The sequence below is a fragment of the Labrenzia sp. PHM005 genome, from assembly GCF_006517275.1.
Classification (GTDB): domain Bacteria; phylum Pseudomonadota; class Alphaproteobacteria; order Rhizobiales; family Stappiaceae; genus Roseibium.
The window spans coordinates 5,503,072-5,525,469 of record NZ_CP041191.1; the positions used below are offsets into that span (position 1 = coordinate 5,503,072).

Here is a 22,398-nt window from a genome sequence, read left to right on the forward strand (position 1 = left end):
AGCACCCATGGCTCGATCAGCCAAAGCCTATATTGCAGGCATTTTTGAACACCCTACCCGTAAGGCCGTCGACAAGACCGTGCCCCAGCTTCATGCCGAAGTCGCGCGCGGTGCTCTTGCCGATGCCGGATTGAGCAAAGACGATGTCGATGGATACTTCTGCGACAGCTCGGTTCCCGGCCTCGGCGGCATGGGGCTTGCTGAATACATGGGTCTGAATCTCAAATACACGGATACGACCGAAACCGGCGGGTCGTCCTATGTGCTTCATGTCGGCCATGCCATGGAGGCAATAGCCGCTGGAAAATGCAACGTCGCACTGATTACCCTGGCGGGCCGTCCGAGGGCTGAGGGCTTGCAAAAACTGGGTGCTCGGGCACGCGGGGAAGATGCTCCCGAACGTGGTTTTGAATTGCCATACGGTCCAATGGTGACAAACCTTTATGCTATGGCCGCGATGCGGCACATGTATGAGTTTGGCACGACATCGGAGCAACTGGCCTGGGTCAAAGTGGCGGCCAGCCATCACGCGCAGCACAATGAACATGCGATGCTGCGGGACGTGGTGACGGTCGAAGACGTAGTAACTTCACCGATGATCGCAGACCCACTCCACAGGCTGGATTGCTGTGTGATTTCCGATGGCGGCGGTGCACTTGTCGTCGTCAGGCCGGAAATCGCGGCTTCTCTCGGAGACCGCTGCGTCAAGGTTCTGGGACAGGGAGAAGCGGTCAAACATCTGAATGGCGGCCGTTTCGATTTGACCTACACAGGAGCAGCAGTTTCGGGACCGGTTGCGTTTGGCGAAGCCGGCGTCACCCCGTCAGACATCGACTACGCATCCATATACGACAGTTTCACAATCACGGTTCTGGAGACGATCGAGGACCTCGGCTTTTGTGAAAAGGGCAAAGGCGGGGCGTTCGTTGCGGATGGAAACCTAATTTCCGGCGTTGGCAAGTTGCCGTTCAACACCGATGGCGGAGGACTTTGCAACAACCACCCGGCCAACCGGGGCGGAATGACCAAGGTTATCGAGGCGGTGCGCCAATTGCGTGGAGAAGCCCATCCTAAGGTTCAGGTGCCGGACTGCAGGCTCGCATTGGCGCATGGCACCGGCGGACAGATTTCACAAAGAACAGGCGCAGGCACTGTCATCCTGGGGAGGAACGACGCATGAGTGAACGCAGTTATCCTGATCCAGACATCACCATGGAAAGCGAAACCTACTGGCAGGCTGCCAATGACGGCAAGCTTCTGGTCAAGCGCTGTGACAGCTGCAACGAAGTCCATTTTTATCCGCGCGCCATTTGCCCGGGCTGCATGTCAGACAACACGGTCTGGCAAGAGGCGTCCGGGAAAGGCCGCATCTACTCCTATTCGGTCATGCGGCGGGCCGATCCGCCTTATGCGATTGCCTATGTCACCTTGGAAGAAGGGATTACGATGCTGACAAACATCGTTGATGCCGATTTCAATGCCTTGTCGGTTGATATGCCCGTCGAGGTCACCTTTCGAGACACGGAAGGCGGGCAAGCGCTGCCGCTGTTCCGCCCGGCGAAGGATTGAGTGATGAACCGTCCGCTTGATGGTGTTCGTGTGATTGATCTGACCAACATGCTCATGGCGCCGTACACGACCCAAATTCTTGGAGATCTTGGCGCTGATGTCATCAAGGTCGAGCCGCCGGAAGGCGACCCGATCCGGAAAATCGGACCGCACAGGTCCGAAGGCATGGGGCCGATCTTTCTCAACACCAACCGGTCAAAAAGATCCGTCGTCTTGGATTTGAAAACGGACGACGGACACGCAGCGGTCATGGAGCTGATCCGCAACGCCGATGTGCTGATCTACAACCGCCGGCCGCAGGTGATGGAACGGCTTGGACTGAGTTATGAAACCGTTCGCGCTGCCAATCCCCGGATCATCTATTCGGGCATATTCGGCTACGGACAAAATGGCCGCTATGCTGCAAAACCTGCGTTCGACGACCTAATTCAGGGTGCCGCCGGAGTGCCGTCCCTTGCGCAAATGGCTGGTGCTAGAGTGCCGACCTATTCGCCAGTCGCAGTGGTTGATCGCGGGGTCGGATTATGGGCTGTTGGACAAATCAACGCCGCGCTGTTCCATCAACTGCGCACAGGCAAGGGCCAGCGGATCGACATTCCGATGTTCGAAATGATGGCAAGTTTTGTTCTCGGGGAACATTTTTATGGCCGGACATTTGAACCTTGCCAAAGTGGATCGGGATATCCCCGCCTGCTTTCGTCTGACCGTCGGCCTTATCAGACCAAAGACGATTATATCTGTGTGATGATCTATACAGACCGTCATTGGCAGGCTTGGTTCAACGCTCTGAATACACCTGAGGTTTTGGAGAACGATCCACGGTTCGCCTCCATTGCGACCAGAACGGAGAACATTGACTCCATTTATGCCGAACTTGCGGAGCTGCTGTTGACCCGGACGACAGCAGAATGGCTGGAACTGTTTGAAAAGGCGGACATTCCTGCCATGCCGGTTAACTCTCCGGATACTCTGATTGATGACCCGCATTTGAAGGATGTCGGGTTCTTCATACAAGTGACGCATCCGAGCGAAGGAAAACTCTGGGACATGGCAGTACCGGCAGACTGGTCGGAAACCCAGCCTGCGCCGGACAAATATGCGCCCTTGCTGGGTCAACACTCCAAAGAGATCCTGCGTGAGATCGGATTTGACGATACGCGGATTGAGAAAATGATGCAGGCGGGCGCAACTTCGGCTCCAGCAAATTGAAGAGGACAACAATGACATTGATCCGCAGCTGGTTGTTTGTGCCGGCCGATAGCGACAAGAAGCTGGCCAAAGGTCGGGAAAACCCGGCGGACGCATTGATCCTCGACCTGGAGGATGCAGTTGCTGATGACCGCCAGGAAATTGCCCGTGATATGGCTTGTGCGTTTTTGAAAGCCAATCCGGACCGTAGCCGGCAGAAGCTTTGGGTCCGAATAAATCCGCTCGATCATTCCTTCTCGCTCGCAGACCTGGCGGCCGTAATGCCGGGCGCTCCAGACGGTATTGTGCTGCCCAAGGTCAACACTGCGGAAGACATCAACCGTCTGGCTGAACGTTTATCCGCTTTGGAGGCAACGGCTGGCCTGGAAATCGGTTCTACGCGGATTTTGTCTGTTGCGACGGAAACCGCTGCTGCTCTCCTAACGTTCAACACCTACCTTGACGGGGTGAGTGATCGACTGGCCGCCCTGACATGGGGCGGAGAAGACCTTGCTGCTGCCCTTGGCGCCGCAACCAACCGGCATCCGGTAACAGGGGAATACGATCATCCCTTCCAGTTTGCCCGGACAATGTGTTTGACAACCGCAAGAGCGGTGGATGCGCAGCCGGTCGGCGTTGTGGTTACCAATTTCCGGGATCTGGAGGAGTTGCGCCGCGATTGTGAATATGACCGTCAGTCCGGTTTCATTGGCAAGATAGCTGTTCACCCTGCGCAGAGCGACGTGATCAACGCGGCGTTTACCCCGACCGATGAAGAGGTCGCATGGTCAAGGAAAGTCGTGGACATCTTTGAGCAGAATCCTGGTCTTGGAACCATTGGCCTTGATGGGCAAATGCTGGATATGCCGCATTTGAAGCAGGCACGTAATCTTCTGGCACTGGCTGACCAGATCAATGCGGCCGGAGGTTGATGATGGCCGGAGCACTCGAAGGCATTCGTATTGTTGATCTCACGACGGTGATCCTTGGACCATGGGCAACTCAAATGCTCGGAGACATGGGCGCTGACGTGATCAAGGTGGAAACCCATCATGGGGATACCACCCGCCATACCGGGGATCGGCGCAACCCCGGTATGGCATCTTTCTTCATGTCGACAAATCGTAACAAGCGTTCAGTGATCCTTGACCTTTCGCAAGACGAAGGACGGGAAGCCCTTTTCAAGCTTGTTGGGACCGCAGATGTGTTTGTTCACAACATGCGCCCCGCCATCGCCACCAAACTGGGACTGGATGACGATCGGTTTATGACGGCCTATCCGAACCTGATTTTTGTAAAGACATACGGGTTCAGAGGTGATGGGCCAATGGCGAACAAGCCGGCCTATGACGATGTCATTCAAGCTGCCAGCGGCATCACAGATCTGCAGACCGTTATTTCGGAAGGTGGTGAACCACGCTATGTGCCATCGATCATGGCCGATAAAACCAGCTCCTTTCACGTCGTCTCGGCTGTGTTGGCCGCACTCTTCCATCGGGAGCGGCACGGTGAAGGACAGGTAATCGAAGTGCCGATGTTCGAGAGCCTGGTCGATTATTTGATGGTGGAACACGTGAATGGTGCAGCCTTTGATCCCCCGATTGCGTCGATGGGATATGCGCGCCTCTTGAACAAAATGCGCAAACCCTACCGGACCAAAGACGGATATTTATGCGTGCTGCCTTATACCGACCGGAACTGGCAGGACATGTTCGTGATTGCGGACCGTGAAGATCTGAAAGACGATCCACGGTTTGTTGACCTGGCGACACGCACGAAACACTCTGCCGAGATTTACGGATTGCTCGAAGAGATGGTGGCAAGCAGGACGTCCGCGGAATGGGAAAAGGCACTCAACGCGGCTGCGATCCCTGTTCAAAAAGTTAATACAAAAGAAGACCTTTTGAATGATGAGCAGTTGGCTGCAACCGGGTTTTGGCAATTTGCCGAACATCCGACAGAGGGACGCATCCGTCTGAGCAGCCCGCCAGTTCGTTTTACCAGATCGCCGAGTTCCATACGGAGACTGCAACCAGGATTGGGGGAACACAGCGCGGAAATTCTTGCAGAAGCCGGATTTTCCGAAGCTGAGATCACCGAGCTGATGGACAAACAAGTTACCGCCTAAGGCCGTTACCCCTGCGTGGGCATGTTGTTTGAACAGCCAAAATCTGATCGGTCTTAAGCCGGTCAAGAATCTTGCATGCGTTCACTTGAACGTAGGATGCGATCTTGCTGGAAGGCCTCAATCTGACGCCTTTTGCCAAACGAGAAGATGTTCGTATTTGCTGCCGGATTTTGAATACTCAGGCACGGTACGCAGTGCCAATTCCCCCTCCCTATGGTTCACAATGCGGACCAGGGTGCGGCCGACCCAATGCGGCAGGTTGCAAAAATGGACATCGTGAGAGATCCGGGTGCCGTCGAAAGACCAGCTGCCGGCATAGGAAAGACATGTGTCTGCATCGCCCAATTCGGCTTGGTTTTTGAAATCGGACCGCATCAAAAACGCGCACATATGTCCGTCTGCGGAATAGATGATCTGACCCTGCGCATCCTCACCCATCGGGTATCCGGCAGGCGTATTGTTCTTCAGCGCAGTCCATTTGTTAAGCTGCCAGGTGCCTGTGAAAGACGAGGGATTTGTCATGAAGGTGTCCTTTTTAGTTCAAAAGCAGCTGTAGAGCAGAAGAGATAAGCAGAATTGCCACGCAAAAAGGTCTGTTCCAAACCAGACCTATTTCGCCGGGCGACCGGTTGATTGTGCGCCCAGCAATGCGGATTGTTGCGCCGAGCGGCGAACTGCCTGTTGCAAGCCCCCAGGCAACGGTACCAGACAGGATCAGGAGATAGGGATTGAAGTGAAAACCGGACAATCGGGACAGCACTTCAACACTCACTGCAACAGAAATGATCGGGTTCAATCCTAGGGGTGCCGTGAGTGCGACAAACCACATCAAAGCGACAAGGAGCCAACCCTCTGTCAACCCAAGTCCGGCAATGAATTGTCCAAGTTCCTGCGTGTTGATCTGATAGGGTAAAAGAGCGGCAATAAAACCGGCTGCGGATAGGATCGCCACTTCGGATCTCATGGTCGTGAGATCGGGCAGGATTTTCTGCAATAGCCGCCGGTTTGTAAGGGCAAGCGCAGTTTTGGGACCCGCGCGGCTGTATTGAACCGTGATCCAGCCGATGCCGAACATTGGAACGCAGATAAAAAGCGCAGCAACCAGGCGGATACCGCTAAGCCAGCTAAAAAGCACCGCTGAAGACAGGATAACAACGGTCAGTGAGGACATGGGAACGAAGGTCTTGAGGACCTTTACGAGCGGTTGAGGGGTGGAAGATGTTTGGCGGCGCGGATAAGAAAGACGATCGAACAACCAGCCGAAACTCAGATAGAACACAATCGATGCAAATCCGATCGGCGCGAATTGATACCAGTCGAAGCCAGGGATCGCTGACAAAAGGACAATCATTGTCACTGCCGTTGGCGACCACATGGTGAAGGCTGTGAAACCCCGCACAAGGGCCAAAGTCATTCGTTTCAAGCGAATGTCGAGGATAGAATCCTCTTCCTGGCCCCGGCTGGCTTCAATACTGCGCCTGTTCATGGTGCCCAGCAGCGTGATGGCCCCAAGATTGAGCAGGATGGCAAACAGGTGCCCGCCAATCGTGATCATGGCATAGCGTCGTCCGGGCGGTTGGGTAACAATCATCCGGCCACTATCGAGAACCATTTTGGAAGACATTGCGGCCGTTCGCAAAATGTCCATCGACATGAGAAAAAACGTGAAGAATGCACTTCGGCCTACTGCCAGTTCAAGGATCTCAGCGGTCATCCCGCCGGTCAGGGCAATAGCTGCGCCTAAGGCCAGGCCAGCTCCGAAGGTGACTTTTGCGATCAGGGCCATGCCTCGCCATTCAAGACCGGCCCAAAGCAAAAGAGCCGTTCCCGCGACTGGGGCAAGTCCGGTGTTCAATCCAAACTCGCGGGAAATCGCAAACGCGCAGACGACCCCCAACAGAGAAACGCTGACGGCCTTCCTTCCGCTTAGTCCACTCATGCAGTGGCCACGGCAAATTCAAGGTGTTCTTGATGATGAGGGGCTGCAATGCGAGTTAAGGCGCGCGCCCTCGCCTGCACGTCCAGGCCCCGTAGATCTGCGGCACCGTATTCCGTAACCACCACATCAACGTCAGATCTTGCCGTGGTTACCTGCGAGCCAGACAGCCTGGAAACGATGCGTGACCTCTTGCCGTTTCTCCCGCTTTTTGCAGGCATTGCGATTATCGAAAGTCCGTTTTCCGCGTGCGTAGCTGCATGCATGAAATCGGGCTGTCCGCCAATTGCTCCCAGGTACCTACTTCCGACCTGTTCCGCGTTTACTTGGCCCCGAAGGTCGACCTCCAGAGCAGAATTGATTGCGACCAATGAGTCGAGTTGTGACAGTGGTGCGGCTCCGTGGGTCACAGCAGTCTGGCAGGAGAGGTAAGCGGGATTGTCAGTCATGAATTCTGCGAGTTTCCCGCTTCCGATTGCAACTGCGCCGACCGATACGCCTTGAAAAATGTTTTTTCGCGCATTTGTCAGTGCACCACATGTGGCCAGATCAACGATTTCGTCGGTAACCAGTCCCGAGTGTAGTCCAAGGTCGCGGTGTGATCGCAGAGCATTGAGGATAGCAGATGGGACTGCGCCAACTCCATACTGCAAGGTCGCGCCGTCCGGAATGAGGTTAGCAACGTGTTCCGCAATTGTGTTTTCCAGCGGGCCGGGATCAGGTGCCTTCAATTCCGGCAAAGCTTGGGTGCTGGTGATTGTATGATGGATCAGAGCCTCGTCGAGCGGCTGGTCCATTCGAACCCAGGGAACTGCCGGGTTGATCTCCGCCAGAACGACCCTTGCGTGTTTCATTGCAACAGGCAAAAGATCGTTGCTCCAGCCTAATGAGTGCGTCCCATCCGGTCCTGGCGGGCTTAGTTGTACAAACACCACATCCGGACGAAGCTGGCCGTTGGTTACCAACGAGGGCATAGTCGAATACCGGCACGGCACCAAGGACACGAGGCCCTTGCTATGTAATGGCGCAAGGGTGCCAAGGGCGCCGTAGCTGATCAGGGATATCCGGTCAGTTATGGCTTCATTGAGTGCGTTGCTTATTGACAGGCCTACAAAGGCGCGGGCCGGACCAATCTCATGACGTTGTTCAATGTAGGACTTCACAAGTTCAAGCGGCTCTGCCATCGCTTGACCCCAGGTGACCAGGTCACCCGGGCGAATGTAGTCTGCCAGATTAAGACTGGAGGGATCAGACGGCGACAGGGTCATTGTGGTGTTCCGGTTTTTGAACTGCGCCAATCCGAACAAGGGTTTCAACTTCGGTCTGATTAAAACCGATTTTTGAAAGGATATCGTCCGCACCTGAGGAGATTTCCGGAGCCCTGGAGTGGTTAGGGACACGAAGTCCATTCGCAATGACAGGGAAAGGCAAGATGGGGCCGTATTCTGTATGTCTGTGCAAGGCACGCGCCTGAGCATGTGACGATTGGATGGCTTCAGAATTTGTGACACAAATTGCAGCGGGCACGTCAGCCGGATCAAACAATGCAATCCAGTCCTTCGCCGGGCGGGACGCAAATGCCCTGTCCAGAATATCCATCAGTGACAGATGATTTCGCAAACGGCCAGCCTCGGTTGCGAACTCTTCTCCGCTCAGCGCCGGAGCAATCTCCTTCAACACATGAACCAGATTGTTCCAGAATTTCTCCTCTACAACAGTCAGTGCAATCAAGCGTCCATCGGAACAGGTAAAGAGGTCATTGGCTGGGTAAAGATGGTCAACAGAATCCGCCGTTGTATCGAAACCAAAACGAAGAGCGGATGTATAGAGCACAGCTTCGTACAGACTGAGATCAAGTGTCGTACCCTTTCCTTCGCGCAAGGCGGCCAAAATGGAGACCGCAGCGAAGGCCCCACCTGCAATATCAGCAATCGGTAAGGAAGCTCTGCTTGGCGGCTGCCGCAGTTGTCCGCGGTAAGCAAGAGACCCGCCCATTGCCAAATAAGCCAGATCATGACCGGCCTTTGTTGCAGCTGGACCGGTTTGCCCAAATCCGGAAAGGGAGCAGTAAACCAGCCCCGGATTTACGGCCTGAAGCTGTTGAGGACCAAAACCGAGCCGGCTCGCAACTCCTGGACGAAACCCTTCGATAGCGACGTCACCATATGCGGCCAGTTTTTCGACCACGGATGCAGCCTGCGGAGACTTCATGTCAATAACGATACTTCTTTTGCCACGGTTCGCCCCCTCGAACATGTGGCTCTTCATATGGCGGGCATAGTCTCCACCCGGCGGCTCGACCTTGATGATTTCCGCACCGAGATCACCAAGTATCAAGGTCGTCAATGGACCAGGCAGAAGCATTGAGAAATCGACGATCTTAACGCCTTTGAGGGGTGTCCAGTGGCTCATTTCACTCATTTTCTTTCAGCTCAACTCTGTATTTTTTGTTTTGACTTCGAATGCTCGAAAGCATTTCAATCAACACTAAATTGAATAATATCAATATTTTATAACATCCAATTTAATGCAAACCTTTCAAAACGGAGGGAAATTTTTTCCTTGATTTTCCATTTGTCCGAATAATAGAACTATATTCTGAAATACGCAAACGTGACAATTTGAGCGAAACGCGTGAGCCGCTAGTGAGCTCATTTCGCAGGGAGGAACCGGATGGCTGGGCTGTGGTTTGAAGAGTTTGAAGAGGGGCAAGTGTTCAATCACGCTTTGTCCCGAACCGTCACCGAATACGACAACATGCACTTCTGCAATGCCACCCTGAACACCCAACCCCTCCACATCGATTTTCATTTCGCAGCGGAAACCGAATATGGGCAGCCGCTCGTCAATTCGATTTTCACATTGGGGCTGGTGATCGGGATGACTGTGACGGAGACTACCCTTGGCACCACAATCGGGAACCTGGCGATGACGGATATCAATTTTCCACGGCCGGTTTTTCATGGGGATACGATCCGCACGCGTACAACGATCACGTCCAAGCGGGAAAGCAAGTCACGCCCCAATGACGGAATAGTTGTGTTCTATCATGAGGGCCTCAACCAGCGCGATGAAGTCGTTGCAACCTGTACACGCACGGCCCTGATGCGAAAGCGTCCGGCCGAGGCGGCGTGAGGGCGCCGGCATGGACTTGCAATTCAGCGACAAAGACCTCGCCTTTCAGGAAGAAGTCAGAAGCTTTCTGAAAGAAAACCTGCCGGCAAACCTTCTTGACCGCTCGGACAGGGGATTGCACCCCCTGAAAGATGAAATCGTGGCCTGGCAGAAGGTGCTGCATGAGAAGGGTTGGGTCGCACCCAACTGGCCCGTCGAACACGGCGGACCCGGCTGGTCTCTCACCCAGAAGTATATCTACAATCGTGAGTACTTTCTGTCTGGCGCGCCCCAAACCATCGCCTTTGGCCTGAATATGGTCGGGCCGGTAATCTACACCTTCGGCACAGAAGAACAGAAAGCGGACTACCTCCAGGACATTCTGGAGAGCAATGTCTGGTGGTGCCAGGGCTACTCTGAGCCGGGATCCGGGTCTGACTTGGCCAGTTTGCGCACCCGGGCGGTCCGGGACGGTGATGACTACATCATCAATGGCCAGAAGATCTGGACCAGCTGGGCGCAGCATGCCGACATGATGTTTTGTCTGGTGCGCACCGATACGGAATGCAAACCCCAGGAAGGCATCTCGTTCATTCTCATTGACATGAAGACGCCCGGCATAGAAGTCCGCCCGATCATTGGTTTGGACAAGGAGCATTCTCTCAATGAGGTGTTTTTCACCGATGTAAGAGTTCCAGCCAGGAACTTGATCGGCGAGGAAAACCGCGGCTGGACCTATGCAAAATTTCTGCTTGGAAATGAACGCCATATCATTGCCCGCGTCGCCCGGTCGCAATACCAGCTTGCCCGGTTGAAAGAGATTGCGCGCACGGAACGCCGAGGTGCCGGCTATCTGATCGACGACGCTGATTTCCGGCGCCGGATTGCCAAGGTTGAAGTTGACCTGATCGCACTGGAAGCGATGGAACTGCGGTATCTCAGCCAGGAAATTGCTGGCCGGAAGCTGACGGCGGAACCGTCTGTCCTGAAAATCAACGGTGCGGAAATCGCCCAGTTGATCAAGACCCTGACAATAGAAGCGCTGGGGTCGCACGGAATGGCTTATGAGCCGGATCCGGTCTTTCAAAGGCGGAACGACCGCCCAATCGGGCCGGACTATCTGCATGGGGCGATGGCCGATCACCTGTATCAACGGGCTGCCACGATCTACGGCGGCACCAATGAAATTCAACGCAACATCATTGCCAAATTGATCTTGGGGTAACGGTCATGGATTTTGAACTCTCCCAGGAACAGGCGATGCTCAAAGATAGTGTTGATCGCTTTGTTCAAGAAAAATACGAGTTTTCCGAACGCAAGCGGCTCTCTGAGACCCTGCTTGGCTATTCTGAAGAAAACTGGACAGCATTTGCCGAAATGGGCTGGTTAGGGCTCATCTTCGACGAGGAGTTTGGCGGTTTCGACGGCTCACCTACCGATATGAGCGTGATCGCCGAAGGACTCGGTGCAGGACTTGCTCTGGAACCGCTGATGTCTACGGTCTTGCTTGGTGGGGCATTGATTCAGGCACTGGGAAGCAGCGAGCAAAAGGCCAAAATACTTCCCACTATCATCAGCGGCGAAGTGAAACTTGCTCTTGCCTACAGCGAGCCCGCCGCCGGATTTGATCTGGCTTTTCACGAGACAGCCGCCCGTCAGACAGACTCCAGTTATGTGCTGAACGGTCACAAATCAGTAGTACTGCATGCGGCAAGTGCTGACCGGTTAATCGTTGTTGCGCGTACTTCGGGAAATTCAGCCGATAGAGCCGGACTCTCGGCATTTTTGATCGATGCGGATGCTTCCGGCCTGAGGCAACAGGACTATCCATTGGTGGATGGCGGTCGAGCTTCGGACATTTGGTTTGAGGACGTCAATGCGGAGCTGCTTGGCACTGAAGGCGATGCGATCAACGCGCTGGAAACCGTCATCAACGCTGCAATCTGCGCCGTGTGTGCCGAGGCCGTTGGCGCAATGCGGCAAGCGCTGGAAATATCCAAAGAATACACCGGAACGAGATCCCAGTTCGGCAGGGCCATTGGAAACAACCAGGTTATTCAGCATCGGCTGGTCGACATGTTCACTGCCGTGGAGGAAGCCAAGGCAATCACCGACATCACCTGTATGCGGCTTGCTGGCGGAGCCGAAAATGCCGCTGCATCCGTGTCGGCAATGAAAGCAAAAGTGGGCGAGGCTGGGCGGTTTGTGGGCGGCCAGGGCGTTCAGCTGCACGGCGGCATTGGCATGACCGATGAATACCCAATCGGCCATTACTTCAAACGGTTGATGGCACTCGATGTGATGTTCGGCGATGTGAACCATCACCAGAACCGTTTTGCAGATTCAATATAGGGGCGCCGCGATGAATGAGCATCTCCAATCCATTCGCGACGGCGTCCAGGCTGTTTGCAGCAAATTCAATGATGACTATTGGCTGACGCGTGACGAAGATGGGGTCTTCCCTCATGACTTTCACGCCGGCTTGGCCGAAGCCGGTTGGCTCGGCATCACCATGCCGGAGGAATATGGCGGCGCCGGGCTCGGCGTTGCCGAAGCAGCTGTGATGATGCACACGATTGCCCGGACAGGGGCTATGACCGCTGCCAGCTGCATTCATATCAACATGTTCGGGCCCCACCCGATCGTTGTCTTCGGAACGGATGAGCAGAAGGCACAATGGATACCGCCGCTCGTCAAAGGCGAACACAAGGTCAGCTTCGGTGTGACCGAACCGAATGCCGGGCTGGACACCACTTCCATCACCACCTTTGCGAAGAAAGTAGACGGCGGTTGGATCGTTGATGGCCGAAAGATCTGGAACTCCACTGCTCAAGTGGCCGACCGGATCATGTTGCTCGCCCGTACAGAAAAACTTGAAGACGTTGGACGCAAGACCGACGGCATTTCCCTGTTTTACACCGAATTCGACCGAAGCAGGATCGAGGTCCGGCGTATCCCAAAAATGGGCCGTAAGGCGGTCGATTCCAACATGATCTTCTTCGACAACCTGTTCATTCCCGAAAAGGACCTGATCGGAGAAGAAGGACGGGGGTTTTATCAGATACTTGATGCCATGAATCCCGAACGGGTTTTGATCGGCGCAGAAGCGGTCGGCATCGGTCAGGATGCGCTCCGCCGTGCCGCCGGCTACGCAGCCGAACGTGAAGTCTTTGGCCGGCCCATTGGTCAGAACCAGGGTATTCAACATCCCCTCGCGGAGAACTGGATGGAGCTGGAGGCCGCCTGGCTGATGACAATGAAGGCTGCGGAACTCTACGACAGCGGTCAATCCTGCGGTGCGGAGGCAAATGCCGCGAAATTCCTGGGCGCGCGCGCCGGTTATAACGCAGCGCTTCAGTCGGTCCTTACCCACGGAGGCATGGGCTATGCCAAGGAATACCACGTCGAGCGGCTTCTACGCGAGGTGCTGATCACACGCATCGCACCAGTCTCCGAGCAGCTCATTGCCTCCTTTATCGGCGAGCGTGTGCTGGGCCTTCCCAAGTCTTATTGAAAGTGAATGTGATGCAAGTTGATAAGGTCCTGAATTATCCCTTCAAAGATGCCAACGTTTCCTATTCTGAAAGGGACGTGATGCTCTACGGCCTGGGTGTCAATCTTGGTGTTGATCCAAACGATGAGGATGATCTCCGGTATCTATATGAAGATGACCTAAACGTGCTTCCATCATACGCAATGGTACTTGGCCATCCCGGTTTCTGGCTCAAGGAACCGGAGCTGGATATTGACTGGGTCAAGATTCTGCACGCCGAACAGTTTTTGTCTGTCTCGCGCGCCCTGCCGGAAAAGGGCAAAGTGAAAGCCAGTTTCCGAGTCCGGGGGATCACAGACAAAGGAGCTGATAAAGGCTGCATTCTCTATTATGAAAAACTGCTTAGCGACCCAGACACCGGAAACGAGATCGCGCGTGTCACATCCGGTGTGTTCTGCCGTGGGGACGGTGGGGTTGGCAACCACGGCGAAACACCCGAAGCACTGGAAGCTGCACCTGCCACCAAACCGGATCTTTCACTTTCGAAAACAATCGATGAGCGCTCGGCGCTGATTTACCGCTTAAGTGGGGACTACAACCCAATTCACGCCTCGCCGCCGGTCGCGGCCAAGGCCGGTTATCACCGCCCCATTCTGCATGGACTTTGCACCATGGGGATCGCCGCTCACCAGTTGTTCAAGCACATAGCTGGTGGCGAAGCCGACCGGTTTGGCGGCATCGCGTGCAGGTTCAGCAGGCCGGTGTTCCCAGGGGATACGGTCCGCACAGACATCTGGAAAACCGATGGGGGAGCGAGGTTCCGCGTAACGGCCGAGGACCGGGACGAGGTGGTTCTTGATCGCGGCACGATGAGCCTGAACACGTGATGGAGGACAGGGTGAGACTTCTTGAAGGTAAGACGGTCATCGTAACAGGCGCCGGCCGGGGCGTTGGCAAGTACATCGCGCTGCTGGCAGCCGCAGAAGGCGCGAATGTCGTTGTCAATGACCTGGGAGCAGGCGTCAGTGATCAGGAGGCGAATGCCGGTCCGGCAGAAGAGGTCGCAGCCGAGATCCGCTCAAATGGCGGCAATGCCATTGCGGACACCCATTCGGTCGCGGACTGGGATCAAGCGCATGCGATCGTTGAGAACGCACTCGATACATTCGGGCAGCTTGATGGTGTTGTGAACAATGCCGGTCTTCTCAGAGACGGTATCTTTCACAAGATGACCAAAGACGATTGGGAAGCCGTGGTGCAGGTGCATTTGAACGGCTCGTTTTTTGTCAGCCGGGCAGCTGCAGCGCATTTCAGGGTTCGTGCAACCGGCTCTTATGTTCATATGACATCTACCTCCGGCCTCGTGGGCAATCTTGGTCAAGCCAACTATGCCGCAGCGAAATTGGGAATTGCCGGACTTAGCCGATCGATTTCAATCGATATGGCCTGTTTCGGGACGCGTTCCAATTGTATCGCGCCATGGGCTTTTACCCGGATGACCGGATCGATCCCGAAACACAATCCACTCTATCAAGAACGTATGGCGTTGCTCGACAAATTGAGCCACGGCCAGAAGGTAGCGCCACTGGCAGTCGCATTGCTGTCCGATGGCGCGAAAGACGTTACCGGCCAGATTTTCGGAGCGCGCGCCAACGAACTCTATTGCTTCAGTCAGCCCCGCCCCGTGCACACCAGCCATGAGGCGGAAGGCTGGACTGCGCAAGCCATTGTCGACACGGCGTTTCCTGCGATGTCACGCAGTATGACTGCGCCGGATACATCCCCGACTTATTTCACCTGGCAACCGACCTAAGGAATACCGAGTGACTGATCATCTCCTCATAGACCATCAGGACGGCATCACCACACTGACAATGAACAGGCCGAAAGTTCTGAACGCTCTTTCACTGGACATGCGTCATGCGATGTTCGACGCGATGGATGAAATTGAGCACGATCCGAAGGTTCGCTGTGTCGTCCTGAAGGGAGCCGGCGGAAATTTCATGGCAGGCGGCGATGTCAAAAGCTTTGCCGAAGATATAGCTCCCTGGCCTGCAGAAAAACGCACAGCATATTTCGAGCGGCGTGTGCATTCGCTGCACCCGATGATGATGCAGATGCGACGGATGAACAAACCGATCCTCGCAAGCGTTGAAGGTGCAGCGGCCGGTGCTGGCATGTCGTTCATGATGGCGTGCGACCTAGCCATTTGCGCGACGAATTCGATTTTTCGTTTCGCATATTCTGCAATCGGAGCCAGCCCTGACGGAACCGGGAGTTACAATCTCCCCCGGATCGTTGGAACGCGCCGTGCCATGGAATTGGCACTGCTGGGCGACAAGATCGATGCGGAAACCGCACATCGCTACAATCTCGTGAATTTCCTGGTTGCGCCTGAAGACATCGAGGCTGAAACCAACCGCCTTGCAACCCGGTTGGCATCCGGTCCGACAGTTTCCTACGGCAGCATCAAGGAATTGATCTACGCCAGCCACGCCAACACATTTGAAAGCCAGCTGGCGATGGAAGCCCGCAATTTTGGCAAGTGCGCCGGTACCGAAGATTGGGTGGAAGGCGTGACCGCCTTTGCCGAAAAGCGTCCAGCTGCATTCAAGGGGAAATAGATGATGTTCGATTTCTCCGGCAAGACCGTTCTGGTCTCGGGTGGCACAAGCGGCATAAATTTAGGAATAGCCGAGAGCTTCGCGAAAGCCGGGGCCAATCTTTTCGTATTCTCGCGTGATCCTGAGAAGGTTGAAAACGCTGTGACACGGTTACAGGAGTTGGGCGCTGTTGCCGGTGGGTGCTCCTGTGACGTTCGCAACTACGAGGCTGTCGCAACTGCCGTCGGGCAGTGTGTCGAGTTATACGGCAAGCTGGATGTTGTTGTTTCCGGTGCTGCTGGAAATTTCCCATGCCTGGCCAGGGATCTTTCATCCAATGGGTTCCGAGCCGTGATGGAAATTGATCTGCTTGGCACACATCACGTGATGCACGCCACATATCCGGTTTTGCGAAAGCCAGGGGCTTCGGTCATCAACATCTCGTCTCCTCATGCCCATACGGCGCTGATTGGTCAGTCTCACGTGTGTGCGGCAAAGGCCGGCATTGATCAGATCACCCGGACACTTGCCTTGGAGTGGGGCGCGGAAGGCATACGCATCAACTCGGTTCTTCCGGGCCCGATAGAAGGGTCTGGCGGCATGGAAAAGCTGTTCCCGACTAAACAGTTACTTGATGCGAAGTTGAAATCAGTCCCGCTACGCCGTTTGGGGCGTGCGGAAGAAATCGGGGCTCTTTGCCTGTTCATCAGCTCTGATATGGGGAGCTACATCACCGGAGCGGCCATTCCATGCGATGGTGGTAACGGCCTCAATCTGCAGCCGGCACGATATGAGGAATATCTTGCACACTGACTCTTGTCATATTCGGAAATCCGCTTGCGGATTGACAATGCGGTCTGCTTCTGTAGGCTTGTTCGCATATAGGAAATTAGTTCCCAAATATGAACAGGAGACTAAGTTGTCCAAGACAACGACCCGCATTGAAGGCCCAATGGTACTGCCGCGCGCATTCTCATTATTGCGTCTACTGGCAGACCAACCGCACGGATTAAACCTGTCCGATATCTCGACACATCTCGATGTGCCAAAGAGTTCCTTGTCGTCTACGCTGAAGGCTCTTACTGATCAAGGCTTTTTGGGACGTAAGGGTACTTTGTACTTCCTCGGAGCGGAAGCATACTCGCTTGCATCGACCATTCTGGCCGGGCGGACAATCCGGCAGATCGCCCGTCCCTATCTGGAACAGACAATGGAGCAGACAGGGGAAACTGTCCTTCTGGCCGAGCTGGATATAGACCAACGTTTTTCCTCATACATCGATTCAGTTGAATCCGATAAATCCATTCGCTTTTCCGTTCCAATTGCAGCGCGGAGGCCCTTGTATTGCTCTTCTGCAGGCCGGGTATTTCTGGCGCACATGTCCGAACGGCAACGGGATTCCTACTACAGCAATACCAATCTGGAAAAGCTGACAGAGAACACAGCGACCGACCGTGTCGAACTTGAAAAGATTGTCGCAGAAATCCGCAAAACCGGCATTTCCATCACGATGGGAGCCTATTCCGCAGATGGTTCCGGCTTTGCTGTACCGATTTACAATTCGGACAGTGATGTCGTGGCTGCGATCACTATTGGTGTGCCGTTGTCGCGCGCACAACGTGACAAGCAAAAGTATATCGATGCTGCGCTTAAGGCAGGCGCAGATATCTCGAAGATCCTTGGATATAGCGGAGGAGGTAATCGCTGAACTGGGTTCGGAGTACTTGCGCAGACGAGGGATATCTGCTTGACAGACCAGTCTAGGCCGTCGGGAGAACGGTGAAATAGAGCTTCGGACCTTCACGAAAACAAACTGATCTGAAACGGCGAACCAAGATCATGTTGGGAGGACAAACATCATGAGATTTCCGAAACTCGCAGTTGCTTTTGCAGCAAGTCTGTCGGCGATGACACTTGCTGTGCCGGCCATGGCCGGAATGAAACTCAACTTCACCGATCAGAGCCCAAATCGCGGGGCCCGAGCTGAAACCACGAACTGGTTTGCTGAAGAGCTGGAAAAGCGGACCAATGGGGAAGTGAAAATGGAGGTGCATTGGGGTGGTGCGCTCTTAAAAGCGAAAGCCGCGGCTAAGGGTATTGGCGACGGCGCGGCTGACATGGGCTTCCTTGTGGGAGTTTATAACCCAGGCCTACACCCTGCTTTCCTGTTAGCTGACCTGCCAACCGAATATAGTGATCCTTGGGCGTCGACCCGTGCGTTCTACGAATTAAATACCACCAACAAGGTCCTTCAGGAGGAGTGGTCCGACCTTAATCTGCATTTCATAGCAAACATCACAACAGGTCCGATCCAGCTGGTGTGTAAAGACAAGGCCATTGCATCTCTCGACGATCTGGCTGGAGTGAAAATGCGCGGAATTTCCGTTTACGGGAAGGTCGCCAAGGACCTCGGTTCGATCCCTGTGAAAATGACGGCCTATGACACCTACCAAGGGCTGGATACCGGACTGATCGACTGCACCATGTTCTATAGCTATGCAATTCCGGCATTTAAGCTGAATGAGGTGGCAACTGACGTCACCATGCTGGATTGGGGTGCCTTGATGGCATTGGCAATTGTCATGAACAAGGATGCCTATGAAGCCCTAAGCCCAGAGAACCAAGCTGTTGTTGACGAACTTGGATCTCAGATCGTTGATGTATATGCGCAAAAGATAAATGCCGCGAACGCGGAAGCTATAGACGATCTGAAAACTGCAGGAACCGTCACGTTTAGTGATTTCCCGGCAGACCAGAAAACCCAGCTTCTAGATGCGTCAAAAGGCTATCTGGACGACTGGAAGGCCAAGGCATCGAAGTCTGGAATCGATGCTGATGCGGTCGCAGCGGACTACATGCGCCTTCTCAAGAAGTGGGACGGAGAGCGTGAGGCCAAAGGTTATCCCTGGGCACGCTGATGAAATCCGGTCCCAATAACTCTGCAGCACCCGGCCCAAGGGTGCTGCGAATGCTGGAAAAAGTGTTGCTGGTCCTGGCGGCCATCAGCATTCTGGCGATCTGCGCGATCATCTTCTCGGGTGTCGTAACTCGAGCGGTGTTTAATTGGTCCATGCCGGATGCAGAGATTTTGGTCCGCGACCTGATGATTGCTTCGATCATTTTGCCGTTGGCATATGTAACCGCTGAACGGACACACATTGCGGTCGATGTTTTTGTCAATCTGATGCCCAAGGCCGTTCGACCATGGAGCGACCTGCTGGGCTCGGTGATTGGTTTTCTAGTGTTGTTGCCGATCGCCTATGGCGGTTGGAAAGGCTTCCATTCCGCCTGGATAGACGGAAATTACTACTACGGCGAATTTGATCTCCCAGAGTGGCCCGGAAAACTGGCCTTTGCTCTTGGCTATGCCGTTTTTGTGCTCCGGCTTTTATCGCTTGTCATCATCGACTTCAAAGCAGTGTTTAACAGGGGCATTTCTGACCCCGCGCCTTGAACAAAGAGTGTTTCCAGATGGATCCCACAACGATCGGATTGGTCGGTTTTGCCGTTGCGCTGTTGTTAATAGCGATGCGTGTACCTATCGGCTTTGCACTAGCTGGCCTGGCTATGATTTGTACCTATTTATTCTTTGGCTACAGGTACAGTGACACTTTCCAAGCCGGCGCTGCTATGCGCCCGACAATGTCGCTCATCTCAAACAATGTATTTGAGTTTCTCCATTCCTATCCTTTGAGCATGGTCCCGTTGTTTATCGGATTGGGGCACATTGCCTACCATGCCGAGATCACGACAAAAATCTACTACGCGGGCCGGGTTTGGCTGAGCAAGGTGCCAGGCGGATTGGCGATGGCTTCCGTTATGGGGTGTGGAGGGTTTTCGGCGATCACGGGGTCTTCTGTCGCCTGCGCAGCGGCAATGGGGCGGATCTGTATCCCGGAAATGCGGCGGTATAATTATTCCATCCGCTTGTCTACTTCAACTGTCGCGGTCGGCGGTACACTGGGCTCCCTGATCCCGCCATCTGTACTCTTCATCCTCTATGGGCTTTTTACAGAGCAATCTGTCAACAAGCTGTTTCTTGCTGGAGTTCTACCAGGGTTGTTGTCCCTGGCAGGTATGTTGTTGGTGATTTTTGTCTGGACACGCCGCCATCCAGAACAGGCTCCCGTGCCTGAAGAAGAAATCTCCGATCGGGACCGCTGGAAGGCTCTATTGGATGCGTGGCCGGCGCTGTTGTTGTTCCTGATCATAATCGGTGGCATCTACGGCGGTATTTTCACGGCCACTGAAGCGGCGGCGGTCTGCATGACAATCGCACTGGCCTATGGCGTTGTTGCCAGGAAATTGAGTTGGGAAAACTTTGTTTCCGCCATGAAGGACACTGCTCTTCAAAGCGCATCGATCTTTTTCATTGCGGCTGGCGCGAAGATGTTTGTTGCCTTTGTTTCGTTGACCGGCCTAACTCGCGAAGTCGTCGCCCTGACCGAGTTTTACCAGATGTCTGATTGGTCCATCCTGTTAGTCATCGTGGTCCTGTATCTGATTATGGGAATGTTCCTAGATCCACTCGGCATTATGCTTTTGACCTTGCCATTTGTGGTGCCACTCGTTGAGGGGATGGGGCTCGACCTGATCTGGTTCGGTGTCGTTGTGGTCAAACTTCTGGAGATCGGACTGATAACACCCCCAGTAGGACTGAATGTTTTCATCATCAATTCAGTCGTCGGCGCGGAAGCACCGGTACACAAGATCTTCCGGGGAGTGATAAACTTCTTGGCAGTCGACTTGCTGGTGTTTGCCCTGATCGTTCTTTTTCCGGCTATCTCTCTCCTTCTGCCGTATTCCAAGTGGTGACGGCAGGTAGGCAAGTCATATCGCCGGCGAAAACAGGTTTGAGAAAACCGTTCTTGAACCAACTCGTTTCGGCCAGCAGGAGACGACACAATGAATCCAGCTGAATGGCTGCGCCGTACTGCGGCCCTGATGCCCACCAATCCCGCTCTTTCTCATGGTGAGAGCCTGGTAGCCGATTATGCTGAGTTCGCAAGGCGCGCGGCCGCCATAGCAGGTGCTTTGCACGCAAAGGAGAAATCACCGTTTCCGGAATGGCGGTCATGAAGGGCTATTGGAATAATCCGGAGACAACCTCAAACGCCATCCGTGACGGCTGGCTGTGGACGGGTGATATGGGCGCACTTGATGAAGACGTTTTTTTGACAATGCACGACCGGTCAAAGGATATGATTATTTCAGGCGGCTCCAATATCTATCCGCGGGAGGTCGAGGAGATATTGCTGACGCACCCCGCAGTCGCCGAGGCTGCTGTTGTCGGAAAGGTTTATGACGAATGGGGCGAGGCGATTGTCGCCTGTGTCGTCTGCGAGAATGGCCAGCCCTTTGACCCGGAAGAACTGGACAAGCTTTGCATTGACAACATTGCCCGGTTCAAGCGGCCGAAACATTACGTCCAACTCCCGGAACTGCCAAAAAACAACTATGGAAAGGTTGTGAAGACCGACCTGCGCGAACAGATGGCGTTGCTTGATCTTTGAACCGGGAGTGATCGAATGAAAGTGGAATTCGAAACTCTGACATATGAGATTATTGGTCAGATCGGTTTGATTTCATTCACGGAGCCGGAAACCCGCAACGCATTATCTTTACAAATGCGCGAAGAGCTCGCCGGCCTGGTGCCGGAAATTCGTGACAACAGGGACCTGCGGGCGCTCGTTGTTACCGGCAAAGGTGGTTCCTTTTGTGCCGGCGGTGACCTCAAGGGCCTGAAAGACACAGCCATGCAGGTCGACAGGGCGCGTGACCGGGTGATGCGATTGCACAAGTGGTTCATCGAGTTCTGCAATATGGAGTTGCCAGTCATTGCAGCCGTTGATGGCCCGGCCTATGGGGCCGGTTTCAACCTCACGCTTGGCTGTGATTTTGTTTTGGCCTCTGAAAGAGCAAGATTTTGCGCCGTCTTCGGACGGATTGGGCTGGTGCCGGATCTTGGCGGCCTGTTTCTCTTGCCGAGGGCAGTCGGGCTGCCACGAGCAAAAGAATTGGTGATGACAGCCAGATCATTCGGTGCCGAGGAAGCGAAGGAGCTGGGACTCGTTTTAGAAATTCATCCGCATGAAGCCCTGCTTGAAAGGGCTATGGAGTTCGCAGGCAGGTTTCGACTGTCGTCGCGTCTTGCGGCCGGGCAGGCAAAGATGCTCCTCAATCAGGCCTTTCATCTTGACCAGAAAACCATGGCCGACATGGAGGCGTGGGCTCAGGCCGTGTGCATGGGTTCTGAATATCACCGGAAAGCAATTTCCCGGTTTTTGAATAAGAAGCCTTTAGAGTTCGACTGGGACCGGATGCTGCGAGATACAGGCAGCGAATAACCTGCCTCGCATCCGCGGTT

Annotated in this window: 23 protein-coding genes and 1 pseudogene; 20 read left to right on the forward strand and 4 right to left on the reverse strand. The window is 54.4% G+C overall.

Annotated features, from left to right (window positions below; all coding sequences use genetic code 11):
* The first annotated feature begins 7 nt into the window (after nucleotides 1–7).
* The 5 genes from FJ695_RS24900 to FJ695_RS24920 are packed head-to-tail and all read left to right on the forward strand — an operon-like array spanning nucleotide 8 to nucleotide 4,885.
* Complete coding sequence (locus FJ695_RS24900) at nucleotides 8–1,180, forward strand: thiolase domain-containing protein (RefSeq protein WP_141187961.1); 1,173 nt, start codon at nucleotides 8–10, stop codon at nucleotides 1,178–1,180.
* A complete protein-coding gene (locus FJ695_RS24905; RefSeq protein ID WP_141187962.1) occupies nucleotides 1,177–1,569 on the forward strand; it encodes a Zn-ribbon domain-containing OB-fold protein in 393 nt (130 codons plus the stop codon). Before FJ695_RS24900 ends, FJ695_RS24905 begins: the two co-directional genes overlap by 4 nt.
* A gap of 3 nt (nucleotides 1,570–1,572) precedes the next feature.
* Nucleotides 1,573–2,778 (forward strand): CaiB/BaiF CoA-transferase family protein, encoded by a 1,206-nt coding sequence (locus tag FJ695_RS24910; protein WP_141187963.1) that lies wholly within the window; start codon nucleotides 1,573–1,575, stop codon nucleotides 2,776–2,778.
* An 11-nt stretch (nucleotides 2,779–2,789) separates the two neighbouring features.
* Entirely contained in the window at nucleotides 2,790–3,689 is a 900-nt protein-coding gene (locus tag FJ695_RS24915) for a CoA ester lyase (protein WP_141187964.1), read from the forward strand.
* Nucleotides 3,689–4,885: a CaiB/BaiF CoA-transferase family protein gene (locus tag FJ695_RS24920; protein ID WP_209010804.1), complete on the forward strand. Its 1,197-nt coding sequence runs from the start codon at nucleotides 3,689–3,691 to the stop codon at nucleotides 4,883–4,885. The genes FJ695_RS24915 and FJ695_RS24920 overlap by 1 nt, the downstream gene beginning before the upstream one ends.
* A gap of 117 nt (nucleotides 4,886–5,002) precedes the next feature.
* Here FJ695_RS24920 and FJ695_RS24925 read toward each other — a convergent pair whose 3' ends face one another.
* Genes FJ695_RS24925 through FJ695_RS24940 form a run of 4 tightly spaced genes read right to left on the reverse strand, consistent with a single transcriptional unit; the run spans nucleotide 5,003 to nucleotide 9,242 of the window.
* Nucleotides 5,003–5,407, reverse strand: a complete 405-nt coding sequence (locus tag FJ695_RS24925) for a lipocalin-like domain-containing protein (RefSeq protein WP_141187965.1) — start codon at nucleotides 5,405–5,407, stop codon at nucleotides 5,003–5,005.
* A 13-nt stretch (nucleotides 5,408–5,420) separates the two neighbouring features.
* Entirely contained in the window at nucleotides 5,421–6,824 is a 1,404-nt protein-coding gene (locus FJ695_RS24930; RefSeq protein WP_141187966.1) for a hypothetical protein, read from the reverse strand.
* Nucleotides 6,821–8,089 carry an acetyl-CoA hydrolase/transferase family protein gene (locus tag FJ695_RS24935; RefSeq protein ID WP_168206482.1) on the reverse strand — a complete coding sequence of 423 codons (1,269 nt, stop codon included), beginning with the start codon at nucleotides 8,087–8,089 and terminating at the stop codon, nucleotides 6,821–6,823. Before FJ695_RS24935 ends, FJ695_RS24930 begins: the two co-directional genes overlap by 4 nt.
* Nucleotides 8,070–9,242, reverse strand: coding sequence for a CaiB/BaiF CoA-transferase family protein (locus FJ695_RS24940; RefSeq protein ID WP_141187968.1), 1,173 nt, complete (start codon nucleotides 9,240–9,242; stop codon nucleotides 8,070–8,072). Before FJ695_RS24940 ends, FJ695_RS24935 begins: the two co-directional genes overlap by 20 nt.
* Before the next feature lie 252 nt (nucleotides 9,243–9,494).
* On the opposite strand from FJ695_RS24940, the gene FJ695_RS24945 reads away from it, so the two are divergent.
* The 15 genes and pseudogenes from FJ695_RS24945 (at nucleotide 9,495) to FJ695_RS25010 (ending at nucleotide 22,378) form a co-directional block, all read left to right on the forward strand.
* Nucleotides 9,495–9,956, forward strand: a complete 462-nt coding sequence (locus FJ695_RS24945) for a MaoC family dehydratase (protein ID WP_141187969.1) — start codon at nucleotides 9,495–9,497, stop codon at nucleotides 9,954–9,956.
* Nucleotides 9,957–9,966: 10 nt separating this feature from the next.
* Nucleotides 9,967–11,160, forward strand: coding sequence for an acyl-CoA dehydrogenase family protein (locus FJ695_RS24950; protein WP_141187970.1), 1,194 nt, complete (start codon nucleotides 9,967–9,969; stop codon nucleotides 11,158–11,160).
* Nucleotides 11,161–11,165: 5 nt separating this feature from the next.
* On the forward strand, nucleotides 11,166–12,287 hold the full coding sequence (locus tag FJ695_RS24955; protein ID WP_141187971.1) for an acyl-CoA dehydrogenase family protein: 1,122 nt from the start codon (nucleotides 11,166–11,168) through the stop codon (nucleotides 12,285–12,287).
* A 10-nt stretch (nucleotides 12,288–12,297) separates the two neighbouring features.
* Nucleotides 12,298–13,449 (forward strand): acyl-CoA dehydrogenase family protein, encoded by a 1,152-nt coding sequence (locus tag FJ695_RS24960; protein WP_141187972.1) that lies wholly within the window; start codon nucleotides 12,298–12,300, stop codon nucleotides 13,447–13,449.
* Between the two features lie 11 nt (nucleotides 13,450–13,460).
* Nucleotides 13,461–14,315 (forward strand): MaoC/PaaZ C-terminal domain-containing protein, encoded by an 855-nt coding sequence (locus FJ695_RS24965; RefSeq protein WP_141187973.1) that lies wholly within the window; start codon nucleotides 13,461–13,463, stop codon nucleotides 14,313–14,315.
* Nucleotides 14,315–15,241, forward strand: coding sequence for an SDR family NAD(P)-dependent oxidoreductase (locus tag FJ695_RS24970; RefSeq protein WP_141188920.1), 927 nt, complete (start codon nucleotides 14,315–14,317; stop codon nucleotides 15,239–15,241). Before FJ695_RS24965 ends, FJ695_RS24970 begins: the two co-directional genes overlap by 1 nt.
* 10 nt (nucleotides 15,242–15,251) lie before the next feature.
* Nucleotides 15,252–16,052, forward strand: a complete 801-nt coding sequence (locus tag FJ695_RS24975) for an enoyl-CoA hydratase/isomerase family protein (protein ID WP_141187974.1) — start codon at nucleotides 15,252–15,254, stop codon at nucleotides 16,050–16,052.
* Nucleotides 16,053–16,844 (forward strand): SDR family oxidoreductase, encoded by a 792-nt coding sequence (locus FJ695_RS24980; protein WP_141187975.1) that lies wholly within the window; start codon nucleotides 16,053–16,055, stop codon nucleotides 16,842–16,844.
* Nucleotides 16,845–16,950: 106 nt separating this feature from the next.
* Entirely contained in the window at nucleotides 16,951–17,739 is a 789-nt protein-coding gene (locus tag FJ695_RS24985) for an IclR family transcriptional regulator (RefSeq protein WP_168206483.1), read from the forward strand.
* Between the two features lie 151 nt (nucleotides 17,740–17,890).
* A complete protein-coding gene (locus FJ695_RS24990) occupies nucleotides 17,891–18,949 on the forward strand; it encodes a C4-dicarboxylate TRAP transporter substrate-binding protein (protein WP_141187977.1) in 1,059 nt (352 codons plus the stop codon).
* A gap of 50 nt (nucleotides 18,950–18,999) precedes the next feature.
* The gene (locus FJ695_RS24995; protein ID WP_168206484.1) at nucleotides 19,000–19,485 is read left to right on the forward strand and encodes a TRAP transporter small permease; all 486 of its coding nucleotides are present in this window, start codon (nucleotides 19,000–19,002) and stop codon (nucleotides 19,483–19,485) included.
* A 17-nt stretch (nucleotides 19,486–19,502) separates the two neighbouring features.
* Entirely contained in the window at nucleotides 19,503–20,846 is a 1,344-nt protein-coding gene (locus tag FJ695_RS25000; protein ID WP_141187979.1) for a TRAP transporter large permease, read from the forward strand.
* A 90-nt stretch (nucleotides 20,847–20,936) separates the two neighbouring features.
* Nucleotides 20,937–21,110 carry a hypothetical protein gene (locus tag FJ695_RS28100; protein ID WP_168206485.1) on the forward strand — a complete coding sequence of 58 codons (174 nt, stop codon included), beginning with the start codon at nucleotides 20,937–20,939 and terminating at the stop codon, nucleotides 21,108–21,110.
* A pseudogene (locus tag FJ695_RS25005) lies at nucleotides 21,077–21,544 on the forward strand (class I adenylate-forming enzyme family protein); the annotation flags it as partial. The gene FJ695_RS28100 and the pseudogene FJ695_RS25005, both read left to right, overlap by 34 nt.
* A gap of 15 nt (nucleotides 21,545–21,559) precedes the next feature.
* On the forward strand, nucleotides 21,560–22,378 hold the full coding sequence (locus FJ695_RS25010; RefSeq protein WP_141187981.1) for an enoyl-CoA hydratase/isomerase family protein: 819 nt from the start codon (nucleotides 21,560–21,562) through the stop codon (nucleotides 22,376–22,378).
* Nucleotides 22,379–22,398: the final 20 nt, after the last annotated feature.